General features: G+C 64.7%; 17 protein-coding genes. 9 read left to right on the forward strand and 8 right to left on the reverse strand.

Annotated elements, in window-relative coordinates; genetic code table 11:
* Window positions 1-60 precede the first annotated feature (60 nt).
* From HAP41_RS45575 to HAP41_RS45605, 7 genes are all read left to right on the forward strand, one after another.
* Window positions 61-1,224: an acyl-CoA dehydrogenase family protein gene (locus HAP41_RS45575; protein ID WP_166071512.1), complete on the forward strand. Its 1,164-nt coding sequence runs from the start codon at window positions 61-63 to the stop codon at window positions 1,222-1,224.
* Window positions 1,224-1,880 carry a glutathione S-transferase family protein gene (locus tag HAP41_RS45580; protein ID WP_166071508.1) on the forward strand — a complete coding sequence of 219 codons (657 nt, stop codon included), beginning with the start codon at window positions 1,224-1,226 and terminating at the stop codon, window positions 1,878-1,880. The genes HAP41_RS45575 and HAP41_RS45580 overlap by 1 nt, the downstream gene beginning before the upstream one ends.
* 175 nt (window positions 1,881-2,055) lie before the next feature.
* Window positions 2,056-2,856, forward strand: coding sequence for a helix-turn-helix domain-containing protein (locus tag HAP41_RS45585; RefSeq protein WP_166071478.1), 801 nt, complete (start codon window positions 2,056-2,058; stop codon window positions 2,854-2,856).
* Window positions 2,857-3,049: 193 nt separating this feature from the next.
* Window positions 3,050-3,916, forward strand: a complete 867-nt coding sequence (locus HAP41_RS45590; protein ID WP_166071472.1) for a beta-keto acid cleavage family enzyme — start codon at window positions 3,050-3,052, stop codon at window positions 3,914-3,916.
* Between the two features lie 114 nt (window positions 3,917-4,030).
* Window positions 4,031-5,647 (forward strand): acyl-CoA carboxylase subunit beta, encoded by a 1,617-nt coding sequence (locus HAP41_RS45595; protein WP_166071465.1) that lies wholly within the window; start codon window positions 4,031-4,033, stop codon window positions 5,645-5,647.
* Window positions 5,644-7,620 carry an acetyl/propionyl/methylcrotonyl-CoA carboxylase subunit alpha gene (locus HAP41_RS45600; RefSeq protein ID WP_166071449.1) on the forward strand — a complete coding sequence of 659 codons (1,977 nt, stop codon included), beginning with the start codon at window positions 5,644-5,646 and terminating at the stop codon, window positions 7,618-7,620. Before HAP41_RS45595 ends, HAP41_RS45600 begins: the two co-directional genes overlap by 4 nt.
* 266 nt (window positions 7,621-7,886) lie before the next feature.
* The gene (locus HAP41_RS45605) at window positions 7,887-8,699 is read left to right on the forward strand and encodes a hypothetical protein (RefSeq protein WP_166071437.1); all 813 of its coding nucleotides are present in this window, start codon (window positions 7,887-7,889) and stop codon (window positions 8,697-8,699) included.
* Here HAP41_RS45605 and HAP41_RS45610 read toward each other — a convergent pair.
* From HAP41_RS45610 to HAP41_RS45645, 8 genes are all read right to left on the reverse strand, one after another.
* Window positions 8,671-9,657, reverse strand: coding sequence for an ABC transporter ATP-binding protein (locus HAP41_RS45610; protein ID WP_166071397.1), 987 nt, complete (start codon window positions 9,655-9,657; stop codon window positions 8,671-8,673). The two genes, HAP41_RS45605 and HAP41_RS45610, sit on opposite strands and share 29 nt — an antisense overlap.
* Window positions 9,654-10,661: an ABC transporter ATP-binding protein gene (locus HAP41_RS45615; protein ID WP_166071369.1), complete on the reverse strand. Its 1,008-nt coding sequence runs from the start codon at window positions 10,659-10,661 to the stop codon at window positions 9,654-9,656. The genes HAP41_RS45610 and HAP41_RS45615 overlap by 4 nt, the downstream gene beginning before the upstream one ends.
* A complete protein-coding gene (locus tag HAP41_RS45620; RefSeq protein ID WP_063979980.1) occupies window positions 10,661-11,554 on the reverse strand; it encodes an ABC transporter permease in 894 nt (297 codons plus the stop codon). The genes HAP41_RS45615 and HAP41_RS45620 overlap by 1 nt, the downstream gene beginning before the upstream one ends.
* Window positions 11,555-11,563: 9 nt before the next feature.
* Entirely contained in the window at window positions 11,564-12,511 is a 948-nt protein-coding gene (locus HAP41_RS45625) for an ABC transporter permease (protein WP_166071321.1), read from the reverse strand.
* A 35-nt stretch (window positions 12,512-12,546) separates the two neighbouring features.
* Window positions 12,547-14,145 carry an ABC transporter substrate-binding protein gene (locus HAP41_RS45630; protein WP_166071280.1) on the reverse strand — a complete coding sequence of 533 codons (1,599 nt, stop codon included), beginning with the start codon at window positions 14,143-14,145 and terminating at the stop codon, window positions 12,547-12,549.
* A gap of 264 nt (window positions 14,146-14,409) precedes the next feature.
* Window positions 14,410-15,342, reverse strand: coding sequence for an IS110 family RNA-guided transposase (locus HAP41_RS45635; RefSeq protein WP_166065194.1), 933 nt, complete (start codon window positions 15,340-15,342; stop codon window positions 14,410-14,412).
* Between the two features lie 284 nt (window positions 15,343-15,626).
* A complete protein-coding gene (locus tag HAP41_RS45640) occupies window positions 15,627-17,177 on the reverse strand; it encodes an AMP-binding protein (protein WP_166071251.1) in 1,551 nt (516 codons plus the stop codon).
* Window positions 17,178-17,195: 18 nt separating this feature from the next.
* The gene (locus HAP41_RS45645) at window positions 17,196-18,350 is read right to left on the reverse strand and encodes an iron-containing alcohol dehydrogenase (RefSeq protein WP_166071230.1); all 1,155 of its coding nucleotides are present in this window, start codon (window positions 18,348-18,350) and stop codon (window positions 17,196-17,198) included.
* A gap of 497 nt (window positions 18,351-18,847) precedes the next feature.
* On the opposite strand from HAP41_RS45645, the gene HAP41_RS45650 reads away from it, so the two are divergent.
* Window positions 18,848-20,059 (forward strand): efflux RND transporter periplasmic adaptor subunit, encoded by a 1,212-nt coding sequence (locus HAP41_RS45650; RefSeq protein WP_166071220.1) that lies wholly within the window; start codon window positions 18,848-18,850, stop codon window positions 20,057-20,059.
* Entirely contained in the window at window positions 20,056-23,226 is a 3,171-nt protein-coding gene (locus HAP41_RS45655) for an efflux RND transporter permease subunit (RefSeq protein WP_166071217.1), read from the forward strand. The genes HAP41_RS45650 and HAP41_RS45655 overlap by 4 nt, the downstream gene beginning before the upstream one ends.
* Window positions 23,227-23,446 lie beyond the last annotated feature (220 nt).

The following is a 23,446-nucleotide window of genomic DNA, read 5'->3' on the forward strand; positions in this document are numbered from 1 at the left end:
GCCGGGACAAGCCCGGCCATGACGAGCACATTAGAGATACCGAGAGCTGAGCTGACAAAAATGCCATTCACCGCCGACCACGACGACATCCGCCGTTCCCTGCAAAAATTCATCGCCAACGAGATCAATCCTCATGTCGATGACTGGGAGAAGGCCGACATTTTCCCGGCGCATGAGCTGTTCAAGAAGATGGGCAGCCTCGGCTTCCTCGGCTTGAACAAGCCGGTCGCGTTCGGCGGCTCCGGCCTCGACTATTCCTACGCCCTGATGATGGCGGAGGAGCTTGGCGCCATCACCTGCGGCGGCGTGCCGATGGCGATCGGGGTGCAGACCGACATGGCGACGCCGGCGCTGGCGCGGTTCGGCTCGGACGAGGTGCGGCGCGAATTCCTCAGCCCCTCGATATCAGGCGATTACGTCGCCTGCATCGGCGTTTCCGAGCCCGGCGCGGGTTCGGACGTTGCCTCGATCAAGACCAATGCGCGCTCTGACGGCGACGACTACGTCATCAATGGCGGCAAGATGTGGATCACCAACGGCACCCAGGCCGACTGGATCTGTCTGCTCGCCAACACCGGCGATGGGCCGGTTCACCGCAACAAGTCGCTGATCTGCGTGCCCATGAAGAGCAGGGGCGTCACGGTGGCGCGAAAGCTCGACAAGATGGGCATGCGCTCGTCAGACACCGCGCAGATCTTCTTCGACAATGTCCGCGTGCCCAAGCGCAATCGGATCGGCGAGGAGGGCAAGGGCTTTACCTACCAGATGATCCAGTTCCAGGAGGAGCGGCTCTGGGGCGCGGCGGCCTGCCTGAAGGCGCATGAATACATCATCAACGAAACCATCGAGTACACCCGCAACCGCAAGGCCTTCGGGAAGCCGATCCTCGACAACCAGGTCGTGCACTTCAAGCTCGCAGAGATGCAGACCGAAGTCGAGCTGTTGCGCGCGCTGATCTATCGCGCAGCCGAGCAGCTCGTGGCCGGCGAGGACGTGACCAAGCTTGCGACCATGGCCAAGCTCAAAGCCGGCCGGCTCGGCCGCGAGCTCACCGACGCCTGCTTGCAATATTGGGGCGGAATGGGCTTTACCAACGAGACGCCGGTCAGCCGTGCCTATCGCGACAGCCGCCTGACCTCGATCGGCGGCGGTGCCGACGAGGTCATGCTGATGGTCCTGTGCAAGATGATGGGCACGCTGCCCGGCAGTAAAGGTATTTCCTGATGATCACGCTCTATCACTGCGACGCCGCGCGCTCGTTCCGTCCGCTCTGGATGCTGGAGGAGATGGAGCTTCCGTATGAATTGAAGATGCTGCCGTTCCCGCCGCGGGTCTTCGCCAAGGAGTACCTTGCGCTCAATCCGCTCGGCACCATTCCCTTCATGGTCGACGGCGAGACGAAGATGACCGAGTCCTCCGGCATCTGCCATTACCTCGGCATCAAGCACGGGCCGACGCCGTTGATGGTCGGACCCGAAGATCCCGCCTATGGCGCCTTCCTGAACTGGATGTATTTCAGCGATGCCACGTTAACCTTCCCGCAGACGCTGGTGCTCCGGTACACCCAGCTCGAGCCGGAGGAGCGCCGCAATCCGCAGGTCGCCGGGGACTATGCAAAATGGTTCTTGGGGCGCCTGCGCGCGGTCGAGGCGGCGACGGCCAATGCCGAAACATTGTGCGCAGGCCGCTTCACCGCCGCTGACATTGTCATCGGCTACGCGCTCCGCCTCGCCAACAACGTCGGGCTCGCCAAGGATTTCGGGCCAAATGTCGCAGCGTATTGGGCGCGTTTGCAGCAACGCGACGGATTCAAGCGCGCGGTTGCTGCGGAGCAGAAGGCCGGCGTCGAGCAGAATGTTGCGCCGCGCGTGAGGGCGTAAGCATTCCGTAGGATGGGACTGCGGTCTCATCGCGGTTCCGGGACGACTGATCATCGTCCCGGAATGGTAATCTTTTGCGCGCCATGACAGCGCTATCGCGCCGTGACAGCGCCCAAATTTCCGCTAAGGTGACCTCCGTCCGCAGCGGCCAAAGAGCCGCGCGAGGAGGATCCCAATGGAAGATAACGGTCGCGAATCCGACCATCTGATGCTGATCACGCCGGAGCGGGTATTCTATGCCGGCCTGCTCGGCCGCCCCCGCAAGCGCACCCCCGGCTGCTGCCACGTCTATGTCGCGGTGAAGGGCAGCCTGCATCTGACGATCGACGACGTTCTCGCCACCGGCGAGCTGTTCGTGACCCTGCCGAACCAGCGGCATTCCATCGCCAGCGACTACCGCACTGCAATCAGCGTGACGCTCGAGCCGGAAAGCATGCCGGACGGCGTAATCGAGGCCCTGGCCGAGCGGCTGACCGGACCTGACCGGGCCGTCTATGCCCGCAAGATCCTCGCCGCCTACACGCTGCTGCGCCAGCGCCGCTATGGCGACATCACCACCGCCGAATTCGACGAGATGTGCTTTGGCGAGGCGTTGCCGCGTCGCGTGCTCGATCCGCGCGTGATGCGCGCCGTCGCCCGCATCGGCCGCTTCTCCGGCGAGCCGGTGACGGCGGATACGTGCGCCGCCGAAGCGGGGCTCTCGGCCTCGCGCTTCCTGCATCTGTTCAAGGAGGAGACCGGCATCTCGTTCCGCTCCTTCCGCGCCTGGAAGCGCGCACGGCATTTGCTGCACTTCGCCAACCAGGACCTCAACCTCGCCCATCTCGCGCAGGACATCGGCTATCCCGACTCGACCCATTTCAGCCATTCGATCCGTCGCTTCTATGGCTTGAAGCCGCGCGCGATCTTCGTCGGCTCGCGCGACCTCGCGATCTACCGCAGCACCGAGACGGTGAGGCTCGGGGAGGCGAGCTAGTTCTTCGTAGGGTGGATTAGCCGAAGGCGTAATCCACCATTTCTGTCTCCGCGGAAGCTAAAGAGGTGGGTTACGCCTTCGGCTAACCCACCCTACGGCATCTCGCCTTCCAGCTTCTCCGCGCAAGAAGCCGCATGCCCGCGCGTCCCATGATCGCAAGCGTTGAATTCTCAACGTGCGAGACAATAGTGGCATGAGCGACAAGGCCGTCATCACCTGCGCGCTGAACGGCGTGCTCACCGACCCGAAGCAGCACAACGTGCCTGTGACGCCCGAGCAGATGGCACGCGAAGCCAAGGCTGCGTTCGATGCCGGCGCCAGCATCATGCACATCCATCTGCGCCAGCAGGCGCCGGACAAGGGACATCTGCCGTCCTGGGACGTGAGTGTCAGCAAGGAGATTCAGCAGGCCATCCGCGAGGCCTGCCCCGGCGTCATCATCAATCACACCTCGGGCGTCTCAGGGCCGAACTACAGCGGCGCGCTCGATTGCATCCGCGAGACCAGGCCCGAGATCGCGGCCTGCAACGCCGGCTCGCTGAACTATCTGAAGGTGAAAGCTGACAACACCTGGGCCTGGCCGCCGATGATGTTCGACAACGCGGTCGAGAAGGTGAAGGACTATCTCGACGTCATGAACGCGGTCGGCACCATCCCCGAGTTCGAATGTTTCGACGTCGGCATCGTCCGCTGCGTCGGCATGTACCATCAGGTCGGCATGTACAAAGGTCCGCTCGAATATAACTTCGTGATGGGCGTTGCCTCCGGCATGCCGTCCGATCCTGATCTGCTGCCGATCCTGATCAAGCTGAAACGGCCCGAGGCGCATTTCCAGGTCACCGCGATCGGTCGCGAAGAGATCTGGCCGCTGCACCAGCGCTGTGCCGAACTCGGCGGCCATCTCCGCACCGGTCTGGAGGACGCCTTCTATCTCGCCGACGGCAAGAAGGTGACGTCGAACGGCCAGTTGATCGAGGCCATCGCCGCCTGCGCCCGCCGTGTGGGCCGCGAGATCGCAAGCCCCGCCGAGGCGCGGAAGATCTTTGGGACGAATAGGTAAGGTATCGCCTCAACCGTCATTGCGAGCGAAGCGAAGCAATCCAGGGTCTTTCCGCGGTGACGGTCTGGATTGCTTCGTCGCTTCGCTCCTCGCAATGACGAGCAGGATAGAGTTATGTCCATTCTCGACAACACCATTTCCCCCGGCAGCGCCGCCTACCACGCCAACCGCGACGGCATGCTCGCGCTGATCGACCGCATGCGCGCGCTGGAAGAGCGCACGCGTGCGGCGTCGGCGGCGGCAAAGGATCGCTTCCACAAGCGCGGCCAGCTGCTGCCGCGCGAACGCGTCGCGCTGGTGCTCGATCCCGGCGCGCCCTTCATCGAGCTGTCGACGCTCGCCGGCTACATGTTCGACGTATCAGATGCGAACAAGAGCGTGCCCGGCGGCGGCGTCATCTCCGGCATCGGCTTCGTCTCCGGCGTCCGCTGCATGGTCAGCGCCAATGACGCCGGCATCGATGCGGGCGCGCTCCAGCCTTACGGTCTCGACAAGACGCTGCGGGTGCAGGAGCTTGCGCTGGAGAACAAGCTGCCTTACGTCCAGCTCGTCGAAAGCGCCGGGGCCAATCTGCTGCGCTACCGCGTCGAGGACTTTGTCCGTGGCGGCAACATCTTTCGCAATCTCGCGCGGCTTTCGGCGGCGGGGCTGCCGGTCGTCACCGTCACGCACGGTTCGTCGACCGCGGGCGGCGCCTACCAGACCGGCCTGTCCGACTACATCGTCATGGTGCGCGGCCGCACCCGCGCCTTCCTTGCCGGGCCGCCGCTGCTGAAGGCGGCGACAGGCGAGATCGCGACCGAGGAAGAACTCGGCGGCGCCGAGATGCACACGCAGGTCTCCGGCCTTGGCGATTACCTCGCGGAGGACGACCGCGATGCGTTGCGCATCGCGCGCGAGATCATGGCGGCGCTGGAATGGGAGCGGCCGGGCCGAGCGGATTCACAGTTCAAACCGCCACGCTACGACCAGGACGAGCTGCTCGGCATCATGCCAATGGACCACAAGCGCACCGTCGACATGAAGCAGGTGATCGCGCGCATCGTCGACGATTCCGACTTCACCGAGATGGCGCCCAATTACGGCCCCGCCACCGTCTGCGGTCACGCCCGCATCGAGGGCCAGGCGATCGGCATCATCACCAACAACGGTCCGCTTGATCCCGCCGGCGCCAACAAGGCGACGCATTTCATCCAGGCCTGCTGCCAGACCCGTACGCCGATTCTCTATCTCAACAACACCACCGGCTACATGGTCGGCAAGGCCTATGAAGAAGCCGGCATGATCAAGCACGGCTCAAAGATGATCCAGGCGGTGACGTCGGCGACGGTGCCGCAGATCACCATCTATTGCGGTGCCTCGTTCGGCGCTGGCAATTACGGCATGTGTGGACGCGGCTTCCATCCGCGCTTCTGCTTCTCCTGGCCCAACGCCAAGACCGCCGTGATGGGTGGCGAGCAGGCCGCCGAGACCATGGCGATCGTGACCGAGGCCGCCGCCGCGCGCCGCGGCAAGCCGGTCGAGAAAGAAAAGCTCGACGCGATGAAGGCGCAAATCATCGGCGTGTTCGACGGCCAGATGGACGTGTTCTCGACCAGCGCGCGCGTGCTCGACGACGGTGTGATCGATCCGCGCGACACCCGTGCGGTGCTGTCCGAGGTGCTCGCGATCTGCCGCGAGGGCGATGCGCGCACGCCCCAGCGCATGCAGTTTTCGGTGGCCCGCCCATGAGGAACGGATCAGTGCAGCACCGGCCGTTCTTCAAGGTTTTGGTTGCCAATCGCGGCGAGATCGCGCTGCGGGTGATGCGCAGCGCGCGGCAGCTCGGCCTCGGCGTCGTTGCGGTCTATTCGGATGCCGATCGCGATGCGCTCCATGTGCGGCAGGCGGACCAGGCCGTGCGCATCGGCGAAGCCCTGCCGGCGCAATCCTATCTCAACATTCCCGCGATCATCGCCGCGGCCAAGGTGAGCGGCGCGGATGCCGTCCATCCCGGCTACGGCTTCCTCGCCGAGAACGAGGACTTTGCGCAGGCCTGCAAGGAGGCCGGCCTCGTCTTCATTGGCCCCTCGCCGCAGGCGATCGAGGCCATGGGCAACAAGGCCGGCGCCAAGGAGATCATGAAGAAGGCCGGCGTGCCCTGCGTGCCCGGCTATCAATGTGCCGACCAGGGCGACGAGGTCATGCTCACGGAAGCCAGGAAGATCGGCTTCCCCGTGATGATCAAGGCGGTTGCGGGCGGCGGCGGACGCGGCATGCGGCTCGTCACCGATGCCGCATCCTTCCCCGACGCGCTGCGCAGCGCGCGGTCGGAGGCGAACGCCGCGTTCGGAGATCCCACGGTCATCCTCGAACGCGCCATCCAGAATCCCCGCCACATCGAGATCCAGGTGTTCGGCGACAGCCACGGCAACGCCATCCATCTCGGCGAGCGCGACTGCTCGGTGCAGCGGCGACATCAAAAGCTGATCGAGGAGGCGCCATCGCCGGCGGTCACGCCGGAGCTGCGCGCGAAAATGGGCGAGGTCGCTGTCGCCGCGGTGAGGGCATTGCGTTACGAGGGCGCCGGCACGCTGGAATTCCTGCTCGACGCCAGCGGCGAGTTCTACTTCATGGAGATGAACACGCGCCTCCAGGTCGAGCATCCCGTCACCGAAGCCATCACCGGGCTCGATCTCGTCGAGCTGCAGCTGCGTGTCGCCCGTGGCGAGCCTCTGCCGGTGAAGCAGCAGGACATCAAATTCTCAGGCCACGCCATCGAGGTGCGGCTGTGCTCAGAAGATGCCGCGCAGGATTTCATGCCGCAGTCCGGCCGCATGGCGCGCTGGCAGGTACCTGACAGCATCCGCGTCGAGCACGCGCTGCGATCGGGTGCGGAGATTCCGCCGTTCTACGATTCCATGATCGCCAAGGTGATCAGCCATGGCGCGACACGGGAGGAGGCGAGGGGGCGGCTGATCGTCGGCCTGGAGCAACTCACTGCATTTGGCGTGACCACCAATCAGGCGTTCCTGATGTCCTGCCTGCGCCATCCCGGATTTGCCAGGGGCGAGGCGACGACAGCCTTCATCGGCGCACATCGCGACGAACTGTTGGCGCCTCCGGCGAATGCTGCATTCGATACGGCGCTGGCTGGCCTGCTGCTCTATGTCACCAATCCGCGCGCGCCGTCATGGCAAGGTGGCCGAAGCTTGGCGGCAACATTCCCGCTGCCGGCGAAAGTCGAGATCGCCGGCCACACCCACGAGCTCGAAGTCACGCGTGAGCGCGATGGCGGCTACATCGTCGCCGCAGACGGCCGTCAGGACAAGTTCGAGATCGACCAGCTCGATCCTGACGCCATCCGCTTCCGCCACGACGGCGTGATGGACAGCGCAAAATTCCTGCGCGATGGCGACCGGCTTTACCTCCAGCATCGCGGCATCCCGCTTGCTGTCACCGATCTCACCCTCGCCGCGCCAAAGGCGGCTGCGAGCAATGGCGGCGATGGCAAAGTCCGCGCCGCCATGAACGGCCGCATCGTCGCCGTGCTGGTCAAGCCCGGCGATCGCGTCACCGCCGGTCAACCAGTGATGACCTTGGAAGCAATGAAGATGGAGCACGTCCACAAGGCCGGCATCGACGGCGTGGTCGCCGCGATCGACGTCGCCGAAGGCGAGCAGGTCACGACGGGCAGGATCGTCGCGGAGATCGCGGCGGGTTAGCCTCTCTCCGTCATTGCGAGCGAAGCGAAGCAATCCAGTCTGCATCCGCAGAAGCACTCTGGATTGCTTCGCTGCGCTCGCAATGACGATGGGGAGAGATGCCGTCTCAAACTCGACTCGCCGCCGTGGCAGCACGCGGGCGTCCGAATAAATCCAAATAATTCCAATATGATATTGCCTGTTTGATCTCGCTCACGATTATTATTGAACATTGTTCAATCCTGGGCTACTAATAATGAGCGATGTCAAATCATGTGGAGGCCTGCATGTTGCGCGCAAATCACCACGCCCGAGAGACCGATGCCCTGCTGCCGTCAGTGTCCCGCCGGTTCTCGTTCGCGCCGCCGCAAGTTCGCGAAAAATATCTGATCGGCGCACTCTTCGTCCTGACGCTCGTGGCGCTCCTCGCGCCGGCGTTGCCCGCCTCCGCCTGGCACATCCCGCAATTCGTCGACACTCGCACCTGGCTGGGCGTGCCCAACGCCGGCGACGTGCTGAGCAATCTTGCCTTCCTGGCGATGGGCGCTTGGGGCTTGCTGCGCCTGCGTGCCCACCCTGATGCGCCCGCGGGTGCAGGTTGCCTCTTCGTGGGTCTGATCCTCACTTGCATAGGATCGTGCATCTATCATCTGGATCCCGACGCGCCGCAGCGGCTGGTGGCCGATCGTCTCGGTATGGCGGTGGCGTTCGCGGGCTTTCTGGGCATCGCGGCCAGCGAGCGCATCAGCGTGCGTGCCGGTCAGGCGGTGGTGGTGCTGGTGACGGTTGCGGGCCTGCTCGCGGCCTGGGTGGCACGCGAGAATCTCACGCCATGGGTGGTCGTGCAGTTCGGCGGCATGGCGTTGGCCGTGGGACTGGCGTTGACACGGCCCCGGCCCGGTGCGCTTGGCGTGTCTCTGGGCGGCGTGATCTTCTTTTACGCGCTGGCCAAGCTTTTCGAGCTGGGTGACGTGACCATATTTGAAGCGACAGGCCACATTGTCTCGGGCCACACGCTCAAGCATCTGGCCGCCGCGCTGGCGGCGTGGCCGGTGATCCGGGCGTTGCGGCCTACTGGCTCCGTCCCGTCCCCTCGTTGAGCAGGCACGCCACCTGATGTCCGCCGCCTGCGTCCACCAGCGCCGGCCGCTCCGTCTTGCACCGCTCGATCGCAAACCGGCAGCGGGTGTGAAATGCGCAGCCGGAGGGCGGATTGACCGGACTCGGCACGTCGCCGTCGACCAGCGGCGCGAGCTTCTTGGCAAACGGGTTTGCAACCGGCACTGACGCGAGCAGGGCCTGCGTGTAGGGATGGCGCGGATTGCGGAACAGCTCGTCCTTGCCGGCGATCTCGACGATGCGGCCGAGATACATCACGGCGACGCGGTGGCTGATATGGGCGACCACGGCGAGGTCATGCGCGATGAAGAGATAGGAGAAGCCGTGCGCCTTCTGCAGGTCGATCAGGAGATTGATCACCTGCGCCTGGATCGAGACGTCGAGCGCGGAGACCGGCTCGTCGCAGACGATCAGGCGTGGACCCAGCGCAAGCGCCCGTGCGATGCAGATGCGCTGGCGCTGGCCGCCGGAGAATTGATGCGGGAAGTTGCGCATCTGATCGGGCCGCAGGCCCACCTGCTCGAACAGTCTTGCGGTACGCGCTTCCAGCTCCTTGCCGCTTGCGAGCCCATGCACGGCGAGCGGCTCGCCGACGATGTCGCCGGCGGTCATGCGCGGATTGAGCGAAGCAAAGGGATCTTGAAACACGATCTGCATTGAGCGGCGATGCGGCCGCAGCGCGGTCTTGGAGAGACGGGTGATGTCCTCTCCATCAAGGCGGATCTGACCCGAGGTCGGCTCGACCAGCCGCAGCACGCTGCGCGCCACCGTCGACTTGCCGCAGCCGGATTCACCGACCAGGCCGAGCGTCTCGCCGGTATGAACCGAGAACGAGACGCCGTCGACCGCATGCACGGTGCCGACCTGCCGCCGCAACACGCCGGCGCGCACCGCGTAGTGCTTCTTGAGATCGGTGACTTCGAGCAGCGCTTCGGTCATGCCACCTCCGCCACTTCGGCCGCGCGCCAGCACGCCGCGAGATGGCCGCCGCCCCAGTCCTCCAGCGGCGGATATTCGGCCTCGCAACGCTTGATCGCGAGCTTGCAGCGCGGCGCGAAGGCGCAGCCTTTCGGCAGCCGCACCAGCGACGGCACGGTGCCGGGAATTTCGTTGAGCCGCGCCTGCACCGGCATGCCGGACGCCGGCACGGCCGGGATCGAGGCCATCAGCCCGCGGGTGTAGGGGTGCTTGGGATCGGCGAACAGCGCTTCCACCGTTGCCTCCTCCACCTTCTTCCCCGCATACATCACGATCACCCGCTGCGCGGTCTGCGCGACGACGCCGAGATCATGCGTGATCAGCACGAGGCCGGTGCCGAGCTCCTTCTGAAGGTCGAGGATCAGCGCCAGGATCTGTGCCTGGATGGTGACGTCGAGCGCGGTGGTCGGCTCGTCCGCGATCAGCAGCGCCGGACGGCAGGCCAGCGCCATCGCGATCATCGCGCGCTGGCGCATGCCGCCGGAAAGCTGATGCGGATACTCCCGCGCGCGCCGCGCCGGTTCGGGAATGCGGACCAGCCGCAGCATCTCGACCGCGATGTCGCGCGCTTCTCTGGCCGGCATCGCCCGGTGCAACCGGACCGCCTCGACGATCTGGTCACCGATCCGCATCACCGGATTGAGCGAGGTCATCGGCTCCTGGAAGATCATGGAGATGCGATTGCCCCTGACGGCGCGCATCTCGGATTCATCCAGCGCCAGCAGTTCGGTGCCTTCGAGCGAGACCGACCCGCCGACGATGCGGCCGGGCGGATCGGGCACCAGCCGCATCAGGGACAACGCGGTGACGCTCTTGCCGCAGCCGGATTCGCCGACGATTGCGAGCGTCTCCCCGCGCCTCACGGTGAAGGAGACATCGTCGACGGCTTTGAACAGGCCGGAGTTGGTGAAGAACACCGTCTTCAGGTTCTTCACATCGAGCACGAGATCGGATTTGTTTGCCATCAGCCGCGCTGCCGGGGATCGAGGATGTCGCGCAGGGCGTCGCCGAACAGGTTGGCGCCGAACACGGCAAGGCTGATCGCGATGCCCGGGAAGATCACCAGCCATGGCGCGGTACGGACATACTCGGCGGCGGATTCCGAGAGCATGCGGCCCCACGATGGATAGGGCTCGGGAATGCCGAGGCCGAGGAAGGACAGCGAGGCTTCGGTCAGGATGGTCGAGCCGAGCTGCGCGGTCGCGAGCACGATCAGCGGCGCCAGCGTGTTCGGCAACACGTGGCGCAGCGCGATCCGCACCTCGCTCATGCCGATCGACTTGGCGGCTTCGATAAAGGGCAGCTCGCGCAGCGCCAGCGTGTTGGCGCGAATGACGCGCGACACCGTCGGGATCAGCGGAATGGCGATGGCGATGATGACGTTCGGCAGGGACGGACCGAGCGCCGCCGTCATGATCAGAGCCAGGACCAGCAGTGGAAGCGCTTGAAGAATGTCGGAGACGCGCTGGAATACGAGGTCGACCCAGCCGGAGAGATAGCCGGAGGTGAGGCCAACGATGACGCCGATCGTGCCGCCAAGTGCGGTCGAGCCGATGCCGACCGCGAGCGAGATCCGCGCGCCGTGGATGATGCGGCTGAACACGTCGCGGCCGAAGGAATCCGTGCCCATCCAGTGCGCCAGGCTCGGGCGCGCCAGCGCGCGGGCGGCGTCGATAGTCAGGGGATCGTAGCGCGCGATGAAGTCGGCAAAGATCGCCGTGAGCACGAACAGCGTCATGATGATCAGCCCGGCCGCGCCCAGCACATGCCGCTGCGCCAAATACAGTACGCGCCGCCAGCCGCCGGTCGCATGCGCGCCGGCCCGCCTCAGTTCGAGATCATAGTCGATCGCGGCCAAGCTGATCTCCTAATCCGTATACCGGATGCGCGGATCGAACACCGCGTAGAGCATGTCGACGATGAAGTTCGCGCTCACCACCACGATCGCAATCAGCATCACGAGGTTCTGCACAATCGGATAGTCGCGCCAGCGGATCGCTTCGACCAGGAAGCGTGCGACGCCGGGGATGTTGAACACGGTCTCGGTCACGATCAGGCCGCCGATCAGGAACGCGGCCTCGATGCCGATCACGGTGATGACGGGCAGGATCGCGTTCTTCAGCGCATGCTTATAGTTGACGGCGGCGTCGGAGGCGCCCTTGGCGCGCGCGGTGCGGATATAGTCCTGCCGCAGCACCTCCAGCATCGAGGATCGCGTGATGCGCATGGTCAGCGCGGCGCTGCGGAAGCCGACGGCGGCCGCCGGCACGGCGTAGGTCGCGAACGCCTCGAGCCAGGTCTGCGGATTGGGATTGAAGATCGGCATCTGGTTGAACATCGCCACCGACGCGGTGAGGATCAGCAGACCGAGCCAGAACGAGGGCAGCGACAATCCGCTGAGGCTGACGACGCGCAACGCGTAGTCGAGCCGTGTTCCTTGCTTCACCGCGCTGATGACGCCGAGCGGAATGCCGATCGACGCCGAGAACAACAGCGCCAGCCCGGCGAGCCGCGCGGTGATCGGGATCCGCGGCAGGATCTCCTGAAGCGCGGGCTTCTCCGAAACATAGGAGTAGCCGAAATCGCCGCGCAGAAAGCCGCTGATCCAGTGCCAGTACTGCACGACCAGCGGCTGGTCGATGCCGAGTTCCTTCTCCAGATTGGCCTTGTCGGCGGGATCGACGTAGCCCGCCGCGGCAAACAGGATGTCGACGATGTTGCCGGGCACGACGCGCAGCAGGAAGAAGATGACGACCGAGATCCCGAACAGGGTCACGAGCATCAGGAACAGTCGCCGCACCAGATAGGCAAACATGCATCGCCTCCTGTCGAAACCGTCAGCCGCCTGCGCTACTTGTCCATCCAGACGTCCTCGTAGCGATACCCATTATAGGAGCTGTTCGACATCACCGTTACGCCCTTGACATAGGGCTGCCAGCAGGAGCCGGTGCACGCGTGGAAGATGATCGGGCGGGCGACGTCCTCCTGCAGCTTCTTGTCGATGTCCCACACCAGCTTCTTGCGCTTGTTGACGTCGGTCTCCTGCGACTGCACGTCGAACAGCTTCTCGATCTCCTTGTTGCAGTAATTGGTGTAGTTGCGCTCGGAGCCGCAGGAATAGTTCTCGTAGAACGACTGGTCGGGATCGTCGACGGCGTTGCCGGTCAGGTTGAGCCCGAGCATGTAGTCCTTGCGTGCGATCTTCGGGAACCAGTTCGCGGTCTCGACCACGTCGAGCTCGCCGTCGATATAGATGCTCTTGAGCTGGTCGATCAGGATCACCGCGGGATCGCGGTAGACCGGGATGTTGCGGGTCGAGACCTTGACGGCGAGATGCTTGTCCGGCCCGTAGCCGGCCTTCTGCATCAGCTTCCTGGCTTCCTCGCGGTTGGCGTTCACATCGGGGCCATAGCCGGGAATGGTCTCGAGCATCTCCTTCGGCATGCCCCACAGCCCGTTCGGCGGCGGCAGCATGGTGCCGCCGACATCGCCCTGGCCCTCGAACATGATCGAGATGAACGCCTTGCGGTCGAGCGACAGCGCCATGGCGCGGCGGATGTCGATATTGTCGAACGGTGGCGCGGAGGAATTGACGATGATGTTGGTGGCGACATTGTTGGGCTCGACCACGCAGACCGCTTTCGGCGCCTGCGATTTGACGTCCTTCAATAGCGGAATGCTCACTTCGGTCGGGAACGCCATGTCGAATTTGCCGGCGACGAAGGCGAGGATCGCGGTCGAACGGTTCGGGATGATGGTGAACTCGATGCCGTCGAGATAGGGCCGCCCCTCGCGCCAATAGTCGGGATTGCGGGTCAGCTTGATCGATTCATTGGCCTTGAACTCGACGAATTTGAACGGGCCGGTCCCGATCGGGTGCGTGCGCATGTCGCCGGGCGAGACGTGACAGGGATAGACCGGCGTGTAGCCCGAGGCGAGCAGGGCCAGCAGCGACGCCTGCGGCCGCTTCAAGTTGAAGGAAACTTCGAGGTCGCCGTTGGTGGAGACGTCGTTGACCTGTTCGTACCAGGTCTTGCGCGGATTCTGCCGGAACTTCTGCTGCGACTTGCCCATCAGCATGTCGAAGGTGCATTTGACATCCGCGGAGGTGAACGGCTTGCCGTCATGCCATTTCACGCCCGGGCGCAGCTTGAAGGTCAGCGTCTTGTTGTCGTTGACCCAGGCCCAGCTCTCGGCGAGTTCCGGAATGATGTTGTCCATCCTGTTCTGCGCCTCGTCCTGCTTGTAGATGACGAGGTTGTTGAACACAGGCATGAAGGGAACATTGAGCGAATAGGTCGCGCCTTCATGGATCGAGGCATTGCCGGGGCTGTCGCGGTGGTACATCCGCAGGATTCCGCCCTGCTTGGGCCCGCCGGCGAGCGTGGTCGTCGAGGCCGTCAGCACAGATAGCGCCGCCACTGCGGCGAGCGCCCACACGCTCCGCATGCTCATCCTCCCTGGACATTAGTCTTTAGTCTTTTGGGCCTTTGCGGCCTGTTTGTCAGACGATAGCGACGCACGTGCAGCGAGGCAACCGGCAAGGCCGCTCGCCGCCTCGACAATTCGGATGACGGAAGGCCGCAGGCGTTCACACTCTCTTCATGTGAGAGTGCAGGTGCGAAGGGATGGTTCCTGTGCAGATGTTGCGGGCAGCTGCCTCAACAAACTCCGCCGTCGTCCCGGACAAGCGAAGCGCAGATCCGGCAACTGTTATGTCGGCTTGACGTTCAGGTAGGGCTTCCTGTCGCGCATCATGGCGTTGAGGACCGTCAGCAGCTTCCTGGCGACGGCAATGAGGGCGAGTTTGGCTGGTTTGCCGGCCTGTCGCAATCGTACGTAAAAGACCTTGAACGGATCGGCCCGGCGGACCGCGTTGAGAGCAGCCATGTAAAGGGCATCACGGACGCGCTTTCGGCCCCCGGCGATCTTACGTTTGCCACGGTAAGCCACGTTGAAGGGAGCCAGGCCGGCTAGCGCTGCCACCTGCTTCGGTCCCACTTTTCCGAGTTCCGGCATCTGCGCGATCAGTTGCATGCAGGTTACGGGACCCACGCCAGGAAGTGAACGTATCAACTGCGCATCGCCCGAGATCTCCGGCTCGGTCTTGATCAGCGTGCTGATGTCGGCCTCGATCTCGGCGATCTCGCCGTCGAGGACCTCGATGAGACGGCCGATACGATCGGCCATGGCACGGTCGTCGGCCTCGCTGCGCCGGTTCTTCTCCTGCGCACGCATGAGGACCAGCTGATCCCGCCGTTTTGCGAGCCTCGCCAAGGCATTGCGGGCGGGATTGGCAATTTGCTCGGTGGCTGGCTTCAGGGCCCGCGCAAAGGCCGCCAGCATCCTCGCATCGATCGGGTCGGTCTTGGCGAGCTGGCCGCTGGCGCGCGCAAAGTCGCGAGCCCGGGCCGGGTTGATCCGCGCGAAGCGGATACCGGCCTGACCCAGCGCCTCGCGAAGTTCGAGATCATAGACACCCGTTGCCTCGAAGACGACCAGCACGTCGCATCGCCAACGCGCCACGATCTGTGTGATGGCCTGCGGCGCGTTGGCGATGCGCTCCGGCACACCCAAGCCCTCATCGAAGATATCGAGATGTTGTTTGGAGACGTCGATTCCGACGTAACGAAGGGGTATGATCACGGTGCCTGTCCCTGTGATGCGAGGTCTGTTGCCGCAGCCTCGTGCAACTGTTCAGGTTGATAGATGGAACGGGCGGGAGACCGGGCCGGATCACGGCGTCAAGCGCCAAGGACCCAACGGCTTCCCGCCCACTCCATCATGACAGGCTTCCAAGACACAGGGATCCATAACCACAGGAAGTCGTTTGATGAAGACTCGCAGTTACCTGCTCGCGTGACGACTCCTGTCGGTGGTTATGGGTCCCGGGTTCGCGACTTCGTCGCGCCCCGGGACGACAGTGGGGCTCACACGATCCGTGACGTCTTGTTCCCCCAATAGCGGTCCCGCAGCAGCCGCTTGTACAGCTTGCCCGTTGGCAGCCGCGGCAGTTCCTTCTCGAAATCGACCGAGCGCGGCACCTTCTGCCGCGACAGCGATTGGCCGCAGAAGGCGATCAGTTCTTCGGCGAGCGTCTCGCCCGGCACGATGCCGGGCATCGGCTGCACCACCGCCTTCACCTCTTCGCCGAGATCGGGATTGGGCACGCCGAACACCGCGGCATCGGCGACCTTCGGATGGGTAATGAGCAGGTTCTCGCATTCCTGCGGATAGATGTTCACCCCGCCGGAGATGATCATAAAGGTCGCACGGTCGGTTAAATAGAGGAAACGATCTTCATCGACATAGCCGACGTCGCCGACCGTGCTCATGCTGCCGTCGGCCGAGCGCGCCTCCCTGGTCTTCTCGGGGTCGTTGAAATATTCGAACGACGATGCCGTCTTGAACCAGACCTGGCCCGGCGTGCCGGTCGGGCACGCCCTCATGTTCTCGTCGAGAATGTGGAGGTCGCCGAGCAGCACCTTGCCGACGGTGCCGCGGTGGCTAAGCCATTCCTCGCTGTTGCAGGCGGTGAAGCCGAGGCCTTCGGTCGCGCCGTAATATTCGTGGATGATCGGCCCCCACCATTTGATGATGTCGTCCTTGACCAATGCCGGGCAGGGCGCTGCGGCGTGGATCGCAATCTCCAGCGACGACAGGTCGTAGCGGTCGCGCACCTCCTCCGGCAGCTTCAGCATGCGCGAGAACATCGTCGGCACCAGCTGGGTGTGGGTGATACCCCATTGCTGGACCAGCTGGAGATAACGTTCGGGATCGAACGTCTCCTTGATGATCACGGTGCCGCCCATGCGGATCGTGAGGTTCACCGCGGCTTGCGGCGCGGAGTGATAGAGCGGGGCAGGCGAGAGATAGACCATGCCCTCGCGGTAGCGCCAAAGCTTTGTCAGGAAATCGAACAGCGGCAGATTGTGCTTCGGCGGCTCCTCCGGCAGCGGGCGCAGGATGCCTTTCGGCCGTCCGGTCGTGCCGGATGAATAGAGCATGGCGGTGCCGAGCCATTCATCGGCGATCGGAGCCTCGGGCAGGTCGGCGGTCACCTCGGCGAGGCCGACGATGCGGTCGCTCTCGCCGGGGCCGTCGGCGACGATGCAGAGCTTGATGTCCGGACAGGCCTTGATCGCCTCGCGGGCGATGTCGAGTTTCGCAACGGACGTGATCAGGATCTTCGACTGGCTGTTGACGAGAAGATAGGCGAGCTCGCCCGGCGTCAGGAACGAGTTGATGCAGGTGTAGTACAGCCCGGAGCGCTCGCCCGCGCCGCAGGCTTCGAGGTAGCGCGAATTGTTCTCCATGAAGATCGAATAATGTTCGAGCCGCTTCAAGCCGTGCTCGCGGAACAGATGCGCCAGGCGGTTGCTGCGCGCATCGAGCTCGCGATAGGTGACGGCCTCGCCGGTTGCAGCCATGATGAAGGCGGGTTGGAGCGGGCGTAGACGAGCATGCTGACCTGGATACATCAGTCCTCCGGCTTGAAATTATGCGGCGAGAAGCAGGATTTCGCGAATGTCGGCGGGGCCGTCGATCTTGCGCGGGTTGCGCGGGATCCAGTTCGTGCGCATCGCCTGTTCGGCGATGGCGTCGAAATGCTCAGGCGAGACGCGGACGTCGGCGAGGCTGTGCGGCATGCCGAGCGAGCGGATGAAGGCATCGAGCACGTCGCCGGCGTTGTGGCCGGGAAAACCCATCGCGGCGGCGACGATCATCTGGCGCTCGGCGTTGTCGCGCGCATTCCAGCGCATCACCGCAGGGAGCATGATGCAGGAGGTGTAGCCGTGCGGCACGTCGAAGGCCGCACCCAGCACATAGCCGATGCCGTGGCTCGCGCCCATCGGCACGCCGGCGGCGAGCGCGCCCATCGACAGCCAGGTGCCGATCTGCGCATCCATGCGGGCGTCGAGGTCGGCAGGGTCGGCCTTCACCCGCGGCAGCGCGTCGGCGAGCATGGCCAGCCCCTTCACCGACTGCGCATCGGCATAAGGGTGCGTCTCGCGCGAGCAGATCGCCTCGACGCAATGGTCGACGGCGCGGATGCCGGTGGAGAGAAACAGCCATTCCGGCGTGTGCACGGTGATGGCGGGATCGAGGATGGTCGCACGCGGCACCGTGAGCGGATGCCGCAGCATCTGCTTCACATGCGTGACGCGGTCGGTGACGCCGGCGATCGCGCTGAACTCGCCGCCGGCGATCGTGGTCGGCACACTGATCTGCCGCACGTCAGGGGCGGTCATCTCGGGCGCGACGCCCTTGTGGACGCGGATGCGCTCGATCCCGTCGACGTCGTCGATGCCGTTGGCAAGGCAGAGCTGCACCGCCTTGGCACCGTCGGTGATCGAGCCGCCGCCCACGGTGACGATCAGGTCGGCGTTCACTTCGCGCGCCGCATTGGTCGCCGCGATCACCGCCTCGCGCGGCGTGTGCGCCGGCATGGCGTCGAACAGGCCGGCGCATCGCGCGCCGAGCGCGTCTTTGATCTTCGTGATTTCGTCGGTCTGACGGTTCAGCGTGCCCGAGACCATCAGGAAGGCGCGGTGCGTCCCCAGTCGGTCCATCTGTGCGACAATGGCTGCGGCCGCGGGATGGCCGAACACAACCTCCTCGATCGCGCCGTAAACGACACGTCCCTGGTGCACGCCTGTCCTCCCCGGACAATTCGGCTTTGTTTTTCTGGGAGTAATCTAGCCGAGCGGACGGTGTCCGTCATGTGCGAAGACGCTGGCGGCCTTCTCACCCTCCCCTGGAGGGGGAGGGTCGATCGCGCGTAGCGCGAGCGGGGTGGGGTGATCTCTCAACACGGGCATTGCTCAACGCGGAGAGACCATCACCCCACCCCGTCTCATGTCTGGCTTCGCTCAACATGAGCCGACCCTCGGGCGAGCTACGCTCGTCCCGGACCTCTCCAGGGGAGGGTGGCGAGCGCCGCGTCTTGATTGCTGACCTTACGCCGACGCGCATCAGCTGCCGCTTGTCATCATCTCTCTCGCTGTCAACCCGTCATCCGGCTAGGGCATCCTCCCAAGCGTTGCGCGCGCTTTCGTCTTGAAGATTTCATCATTGAAACCCATCTTGTGTCGCCCGCGGGTAGGCGAGTACGCTGCTTTTGCTGCGGCAAATGTGCGAGGGACTTGGGATGAGCGGACCGGACCGAAACGAGCATTTTGTCAAAACGCACGATTTCGTCCTACTTCGACTTTGCGCAATTGCCGGGCTCCTCGCCGCGACGTTCGCTCTCGCTGGTTGCGGACAACCGGCCTCGCAGGCCGCCGCCCCACCGCCGCCGCCGGTGACCGTCGCCCAGCCGGTCAAGCGCACCGTCACCGATTGGGACGAGTTCACCGGCCGCTTCGAGGCGGTCGAGGAGGTGCAGGTGCGTCCCCGCGTCGGCGGCTTCGTCAACTCCGTCGAGTTCCAGGACGGCGCGATCGTGCATCAGGGCGACCTGCTCTACGTCATCGACCCGCGCCCGTTCGAGGCGGTGGCCGAGCAGGCGGACGGCCAGTTGTCCGACGCGCGTGCCAAGGTGGAGCTTGCCAAGCGCGAGCTCGACCGTGGCCTGAATCTGGTCCAGACCAGCGCGGTCTCCGAGCAGGCCGTCGACCAGCGCCGCCAGGCCCTGCAGGCGGCGCATGCCGCGGAGACGCAGGCCGCAGGTGCGCTGAAGGCCGCCCGGCTCAATATCGAGTTCACCCATGTGACCGCGCCGCTCACCGGCCGCGTCAGCCGCCATCTCGTCAGCCCTGGCAATCTCGTGCAGGGCAGCGATACCGGCACCTCGACGCTGCTCACCTCGATCGTCGCGCTCGACCCGATCTACGTCTATTTCGACATGGATGAGGCGACGTTCATCAAATACAGCAAGCTGTGGTTCGAAGGCCGCCGCCCGAGCTCGCGCGACACCGCGAACCCGGTGCAGGTGACGCTCGCCGGCGAGACCAAGCCGTCGCATGAGGGCACCATCAACTTCCTCGACAACCGCCTCGATGTCTCAACCGGCACGCTGCGCAGCCGGGCCGTGATCAAGAACACCGATCTCTCGATCCTGCCGGGCCAGTTCGGCCGCGTCCGGCTGATCGGCAGCGCGCCCTATGAGGCGCTGCTGATTCCCGACGTCGCGGTCGCGACCGACCAGTCCCGCAAGATCGTGTTCGTCGTGAAGCCGGACGACACCGTAGAGGCCCGCCCCGTGGTGCTCGGTCCGCTCGATGAGGGCCTGCGCGTGATCCGCGAGGGGCTGAAGGCGGAGGACCGCGTCATCGTCAACGGCATCCAGCGCGCCCGCGTCGGCGCCAAGGTCGCTCCGTCTCCCGCGCCAGCGCCGGCCAAGTCCGGTGACAAGTCATGAACCTTGGCCGTCTCTCCATCAACCAGCCCATCCTGGCGATGGTGCTGTCGATCGTGCTGCTGATCGTCGGCGCGCTCGCCTATACCACGCTGCCGGTCTCCGAATATCCGCAAGTGGTGCCGCCGACGGTCGTCGTCACCACGCAATATCCGGGCGCCTCGGCGCAGACCGTGTCCGACACGGTCGCAGCTCCCATCGAGCAGCAGATCAACGGCGTCGAGGACATGCTGTATCTCTACAGCCAGGCGACCTCGAACGGGCAATTGACGATCACCGTCACCTTCAAGCTCGGGACCGACCTCGACAAGGCGCAGGTGCTGGTGCAGAACCGCGTCGCGATCGCACAGCCGCAGCTGCCGGACGAAGTGCAGCGCAACGGCGTCGTCACGCGCAAGAACTCGCCCGACATCCTGATGGTCGTGTTCATGCTGTCGCCGGACGATACGTTCGACCAGCTCTACATCTCCAATTACGCGCTGCTCCAGGTCCGTGACCAGCTGCTGCGGATCGACGGCGTCGGCGACATCCAGATCTTCGGCGCACGCGACTATTCGATGCGGCTCTGGCTCGATCCTGACCGCATCGCCAATCTCGGCCTGACCTCGACCGAGGTGCTGGCCGCGATCCGTGCCCAGAACGTCCAGATCGCGGGCGGCCAGATCGCCGAGCCGCCGATCGCCGATCGGGCCTTCCAGCCAAACCTCGTTTTCACCGGGCGCCTGAAGGACCAGAAGCAGTTCGAGGACATCCTGATCAAGGCCGGCTCCGACGGCCGCACGGTGCGGCTGCGCGACGTCGCCCGCATCGAGCTCGGTGCTCTCGCCTACTCGACCAACAGCTTCTTGCTGCGCAAATCGGCGGGTGCCATGCTGGTGACGCAGCGGCCCGGGTCGAACGCCCTTGCGACGGCCAAGAGCATCTCCGACACCATGGTGAATCTCAAGGCGAGCTTCCCGAAAGGCCTCGACTACAATATCGGCTACAACCCGACCGAGTTCATCGCGCAGTCGGTCCATGAGCTGATCAAGACCATCTACGAGGCCATGCTGCTGGTGGTCATCGTGGTGCTGGTGTTCTTGCAGGGATGGCGGCCGGCGATCATTCCGATCATCGCTATACCGGTCTCGCTGGTCGGCACCTTCGCGGTGATGGCAGCGCTCGGCTTCTCCATCAACAATCTCACGCTGTTCGGCCTCGTGCTCGCTGTCGGCATCGTGGTCGACGACGCCATCGTCGTGGTCGAGAACGTCGAGCGGCATCTCGAGCACGGCTTGAGCCGGCGCGATGCCGCGCTCAAGACCATGGAGGAGGTCGGCGGCGCGCTGGTCTCGATCGCGCTGGTGCTGTGCGCGGTGTTCGTCCCGACGGCGTTCATAGGGGGGATTTCGGGCCAGTTCTTCCAGCAATTCGCCGTCACCATCGCGGTGGCGACCGCGATCTCCTGCTTCTGCTCGCTGACGCTGTCGCCGGCGCTGGCTTCGATGATCCTCACGCCGCACGAGGAAAAGCGACCGCCGGCCGCCTGGAATGTCATCGCGCGCGGCTGGAATGCCTTCACCGGCGTGTTCAACCGCGTGTTCGACCGGCTCGCGCATGGTTATGCTGGTCTCGCCAATTTCGTGATCCGCCATTCGGTGGTGATGATCCTGATCTATGTCGTGCTGATCGGCAGCGCCGGCTGGCTGATCGCGACCACGCCGCAGGGCTTCATTCCCGCGCAGGATCGCGGCTACGTCATCATCTCCGTGCAATTGCCGGGCGCGGCGTCGCTGGCGCGCACCACCGAAGTCGTGCGCGAGATCGAGCGGATCTCGCTGGACACGCCCGGCATCGTCCGCGTCGCCGCCTTCGCCGGCTTCTCGGGCGCCACCCGCACGCAGGCGGGCAATGCTGCGGCGTTGTTCCCGGTTTTCGACGAGCCCGAGGCGCGGATGAAGAAGGGATTGTCTGCGAACGCCATCACGGTCGAACTGCGCAAGCGCCTGGCCGCAATCCAGGGCGCCTTCATCATCGTGATTCCGCCGCCGGCCGTGCCCGGCATCGGCACCGGCGGCGGCTTCACCATCCGCGTCCAGGACCGCCAGGGCCGAGGACCTGAGCTGCTCGCCGCGGCCACCGACGAGCTTGTCGCCGCGGCGCGCAAATCGCCGTTGCTGCTCGGCCCCACGGTTTTCTCCCCGTTCTCGGCCAACACGCCGCAGCTCTTCGTCGACATCGACCGCACCAAGGCGCAGAAGCTCGGCGTGCCCATCGCCAGCATCAACGACACGATCCAGACCTACTTCGGATCGACCTACGTCAACGACTTCAACCTGTTCGGCCGCACCTATCACGTCACCGCGCAGGCTGACTTCCCGTTCCGAAAAGAGCCCAGCGACCTCTCGCGCCTGCGCACGCGCAACGCCTCCGGCGACATGGTGATGCTCGGCAGCGTGGTCGAGTTCAAGGACGTCTCCGGCCCCGACCGCGTCGCGCGCTACAATCTCTATGCTGCGTCCGAGCTCCAAGGCGAGCCGGCGCCGGGCACCAGCTCGACCACCGCGCTCAACACCATCAAGAAGCTCGCGGACGACATCTTGCCCAGCGGCTTCACCTTCGAATGGACCGATCTGTCCTATCAGCAGGTCACCGGCGGCAATGCGGGCCTGCTCGTGTTCCCGATCTGCGTGCTGTTCGTCTATCTCGTGCTCGCCGCGCAATATGGCAGCTGGACGCTTCCATTCGCGGTGATCCTGATCGTGCCGATGTGCCTGTTGGCCGCCACGATCGGCGTGCGCATCATGGGGCAGGACGTCAACATCCTCACCCAGATCGGATTCGTCGTTCTGGTGGGGTTAGCTGCAAAGAACGCGATCCTGATCGTCGAGTTCGCACGCGACATCGAGAAGGAAGGCAAGCCGCGGCTGGAGGCCGTCATCGACGCCTGCCGCCTGCGCCTGCGGCCGATCCTGATGACCTCCTTCGCCTTCATCCTCGGCGTGCTGCCGCTGGTGATATCGTCCGGCTCGGGCTCGGAGATGCGGCAGGCGGTCGGCGTTGCCGTGTTCTTCGGCATGATCGGCGTCACCCTGTTCGGCCTGCTGTTCACCCCGATCTTCTATGTGGTGGTGCGGAACCTGGCGGAAGGGCGGAACGAGGGGAAGAAGCCGGAGGTGGCTGCTTCTTAGTCGTTGCGGGTGGCCACTGGCGTATCCACACCCTCGCTGTCGTCCCCGCGTAAGCGGGAACCCATACCCCCAGGGGGAAGTTGCGGCGCGAGACAGGTAACTCCGAGCCTTCGCAAAGCTTCTCCCTGTGGTTATGGGTCCCGGGCTCGCGCTACGCGCGCCCCGGGACGACAGCGGTGGTTGGCGCGCAGAATCCCATACTAACGGCCTACGCCGAAAT

The sequence above is a fragment of the Bradyrhizobium barranii subsp. apii genome, from assembly GCF_011516635.5.
Taxonomy (GTDB): Bacteria; Pseudomonadota; Alphaproteobacteria; order Rhizobiales; family Xanthobacteraceae; genus Bradyrhizobium; species Bradyrhizobium barranii.

Coding starts and splice junctions, on each gene's coding strand:
- HAP41_RS45575 (WP_166071512.1), top strand. CDS start 61: ATGCCATTCACCGCCGACCACGACGACATCCGCCGTTCCCTGCAAAAA.
- HAP41_RS45580 (WP_166071508.1), top strand. CDS start 1,224: ATGATCACGCTCTATCACTGCGACGCCGCGCGCTCGTTCCGTCCGCTC.
- HAP41_RS45585 (WP_166071478.1), top strand. CDS start 2,056: ATGGAAGATAACGGTCGCGAATCCGACCATCTGATGCTGATCACGCCG.
- HAP41_RS45590 (WP_166071472.1), top strand. CDS start 3,050: ATGAGCGACAAGGCCGTCATCACCTGCGCGCTGAACGGCGTGCTCACC.
- HAP41_RS45595 (WP_166071465.1), top strand. CDS start 4,031: ATGTCCATTCTCGACAACACCATTTCCCCCGGCAGCGCCGCCTACCAC.
- HAP41_RS45600 (WP_166071449.1), top strand. CDS start 5,644: ATGAGGAACGGATCAGTGCAGCACCGGCCGTTCTTCAAGGTTTTGGTT.
- HAP41_RS45605 (WP_166071437.1), top strand. CDS start 7,887: ATGTTGCGCGCAAATCACCACGCCCGAGAGACCGATGCCCTGCTGCCG.
- HAP41_RS45610 (WP_166071397.1), bottom strand. CDS start 9,657: ATGACCGAAGCGCTGCTCGAAGTCACCGATCTCAAGAAGCACTACGCG.
- HAP41_RS45615 (WP_166071369.1), bottom strand. CDS start 10,661: ATGGCAAACAAATCCGATCTCGTGCTCGATGTGAAGAACCTGAAGACG.
- HAP41_RS45625 (WP_166071321.1), bottom strand. CDS start 12,511: ATGTTTGCCTATCTGGTGCGGCGACTGTTCCTGATGCTCGTGACCCTG.
- HAP41_RS45630 (WP_166071280.1), bottom strand. CDS start 14,145: ATGCGGAGCGTGTGGGCGCTCGCCGCAGTGGCGGCGCTATCTGTGCTG.
- HAP41_RS45640 (WP_166071251.1), bottom strand. CDS start 17,177: ATGTATCCAGGTCAGCATGCTCGTCTACGCCCGCTCCAACCCGCCTTC.
- HAP41_RS45650 (WP_166071220.1), top strand. CDS start 18,848: ATGAGCGGACCGGACCGAAACGAGCATTTTGTCAAAACGCACGATTTC.
- HAP41_RS45655 (WP_166071217.1), top strand. CDS start 20,056: ATGAACCTTGGCCGTCTCTCCATCAACCAGCCCATCCTGGCGATGGTG.